We start from the raw sequence: 2,859 nt of genomic DNA, 5'->3' as shown, positions 1-2,859 counted from the left end.
ATTGCCCTCTTCCAGCGCCGCCGTAACCGGCAACAGGGCAAGCAGCCTGAACGGCCGCTCATCCGGGCCAATCATCGCGCCAACAAAATCCGTTGCCGGTTTGTGCACCAGTTCAGCGGGCGTGCAATATTGCACCAGCACGCCCTTATCCATCACGGCAATATGGTCGGCAATGGCAAAGGCCTCATCCATGTCATGGGTCACCAGAATGATGGTGGTGCCAAGCAGTGCCTTGATTTCCAGAAGATCGCGCCGTGCCCGTGTTCTGATAACGGGGTCAAGCGCACCAAATGGCTCATCCATCAACAGCAGTTCCGGTTCGGCCGCCAGCGCCCGTGCCACGCCAATGCGCTGCTGCTGCCCGCCGGACAATTCATGCGGAAAACGTTTGGCAAACACATCAGGCTCAAGCTGGAAAAGCTCCAGCAGTTCACGCACGCGTTCATCGATCCGCACCTTGTCCCAGCCTAAGAGCTGCGGCACCGTGGCAATGTTCTGCGCAACCGTGCGGTGGGGAAACAGGCCATAGCCCTGAATGGCGTAACCGATGCTGCGGCGCAGTTGATGCCCGGCAATGGTGCTGTTGTCGCGCCCGTTGATGCGCACGCTGCCCGATGTCGGCTCGATCAACCGGTTGATCATGCGCAGCAATGTGGTTTTGCCGGAGCCAGACGAACCGACAATCACGGTGATAGTGTTCGGTTGCACGGTAAAGGACACGTCGTTGACGGCAACAACATCCTCGAAACGTTTTGTCAGATGGTCGATCTCGATCATGTCATGGCACCCCCGCCCTTGCGTCCGACCTTGTGTCTGGCAGACAATTCAATGATGGCGTCAAAAGTGATGGCTGCGGTAAAGGCAAGCGTCACGGTTGGAATGGCGCCCAGCAGCACCAGATCCATGGCCATTTGCCCCACACCCTGAAACACGAACACACCAAACCCGCCGCCGCCGATCAGCGCGGCGATTGTTGCCATGCCGATATTCTGAACCAGAACGATGCGAATACCGGTGAGGATGACCGGGGCTGCCAGCGGCAGTTCGACCTTGAAAAACCGTTGACGCTGCGTCATGCCAACGCCCTTGGCCGCCTCGACAATGGTCTGCGGCACGCCTGAAAGCCCCGCCACCGTGTTGGTGACAACCGGTAAAAGCGAATAGAGAAACAGCGCCAGAAAGGCAGGAGCTGCCCCAATACCGGCAATACCGATGGAGGATGCACCGGGCACATTCATCGCAACCCAGCCAAGCGGTGCAATGAGAATGGCAAACAGCGCGATGGACGGAATGGTCTGGATCATGTTCAGCGTGTTGAGAACGGCACTGCGCAGCGCGGCAATTCTGTGTGCCAGGATGCCAAGCGGCAGCCCGACCAGCACGGCAGCGGTCAGCGATCCGACCGCCAGCGTCACGTGTCGCGCGCCTTCGCGCCAGAACACATCGGCGCGGCCCTGATATTCCTTCATGATCGAAAGATCGTCCCACACGCCAGTCATCAGCACGGCGGCGGCCCCGCCAAGCCCGCATAGCAGAAGCAGGATGCGAACGACCGGATGCGGTTGAAGCCGCATGACACAATCAGCCAGCGCCAAAAGCAGCGCAGCCAGCAACAGCCAAATGCCAGAACCGGGAGAAACGCGGGCATAGCTGTTGCCCTCCGGCATCAGGAAACCGGCTGAAATGCCAGCGCAGATGACCAGGAGTGACAGTGTTGTGGCGACAAGCACCAACCGCAGCAAAGCGGATACCCTGAACACCATGGCAAGGGCGGTCGCGCCAAGCAACAGTGCCAGCACGAGGCCAAAAGTCATAGGCAGGGCCTGAAACAGCGACATGGCCTCACCGGCCACGATACGATTGGGCTTGAGAATGACGAATGGCAGCCCGAAGGTGGCACCGGCCATCAGGAGGGCAATGACAATACCTGATTTGTCGAGCACCACTCTGCTCGACAAAGCCCTGTCAGAATGAACAGCAACCAAGTTGCAATGCCCCGCTGTTATTTCAGAAAGCCGTTCTGGCTCAGGAAGTCGTTGGCAACGGCCTTGGCAGGCTCACCGCCCACCTGCACGCGGCCATTCAACTGCTGCAAGGTTTCAAGGTCGAGTTTCTCGAATACCGGTTTCAACAGCGTCTCGATCTGCGGATATTTTTCGAGCGTTGCCTTTCGGATAACCGGTGCAGGCTGGTAGACCGGCTGCACTGACTTGTCGTCCTCAAGCACCACGAGACCTGACGGGGCAATGCCGCCATCCGTGCCATAAACCATTGCCGCACTGGCATTGTTGGTCTGGTTGGCGGCAGCGGCAATGGTGGCCGATGTGTCACCGCCCGAAAGCGTGATCAACTGGTCCGGGTTGAGGGTAAAACCATAGGCGGTCTGGAAGGCTGGCAGTGCGGCCGCCGAATTGACGAATTCGGACGATGCCGCCAGCACCACCTCGCCACCACCGGCAACATATTTGCCAAAGTCGCTGAAGGTGATGATCTTTTCGCCGTTCGCCAAATCCTTGCGAATGGCCACGCCCCAGGTGTTGTTCGCGCTGGAGGGTGTCAGCCAGACAAGCTGGTTTGCATCGAGGTCAAGCTTTTTGGCTTCTTCATAGGCCTTGGTCGCATCTTTCCAGATCGGCTCATCGGCACGGTTGAAGAAATAGGCCGCATTGCCGGTATATTCCGGATAGATATCAACGGCACCGGTGACCAGTGCCTCGCGCACCACAGGCGTCGCGCCAAGCTGCAGCTTGTCGGTCACATCAATGCCGTTGTGGCTGAGAACAGACAGGATGATGTTTCCCAGCACACCGCCTTCGGTATCGATTTTTGAAGACACAACGACCTGTGAAAAGGCCGGTG

General features: G+C 58.4%; 3 protein-coding genes. All 3 read right to left on the bottom strand.

Going from position 1 to position 2,859, the window contains the following annotated elements:
- The coding region (locus tag RT613_RS19810; protein ID WP_313618104.1) for an ABC transporter ATP-binding protein at positions 1 to 777 on the bottom strand (777 nt) is incomplete at its 3' end.
- Complete coding sequence (locus RT613_RS19805) at positions 774 to 1,907, bottom strand: ABC transporter permease (RefSeq protein WP_313618123.1); 1,134 nt, start codon at positions 1,905 to 1,907, stop codon at positions 774 to 776. The genes RT613_RS19810 and RT613_RS19805, both read right to left, overlap by 4 nt.
- 95 nt (positions 1,908 to 2,002) lie before the next feature.
- On the bottom strand, positions 2,003 to 2,859 hold an 857-nt coding region (locus RT613_RS19800), incomplete at its 5' end, for an ABC transporter substrate-binding protein (protein ID WP_313618103.1).

The organism is Agrobacterium sp. (assembly GCF_032092815.1).
Classification (GTDB): domain Bacteria; phylum Pseudomonadota; class Alphaproteobacteria; order Rhizobiales; family Rhizobiaceae; genus Agrobacterium.
Note: the sequence above shows the minus strand (reverse complement) of the source record. Positions and strands in the feature narration are given on the sequence as shown.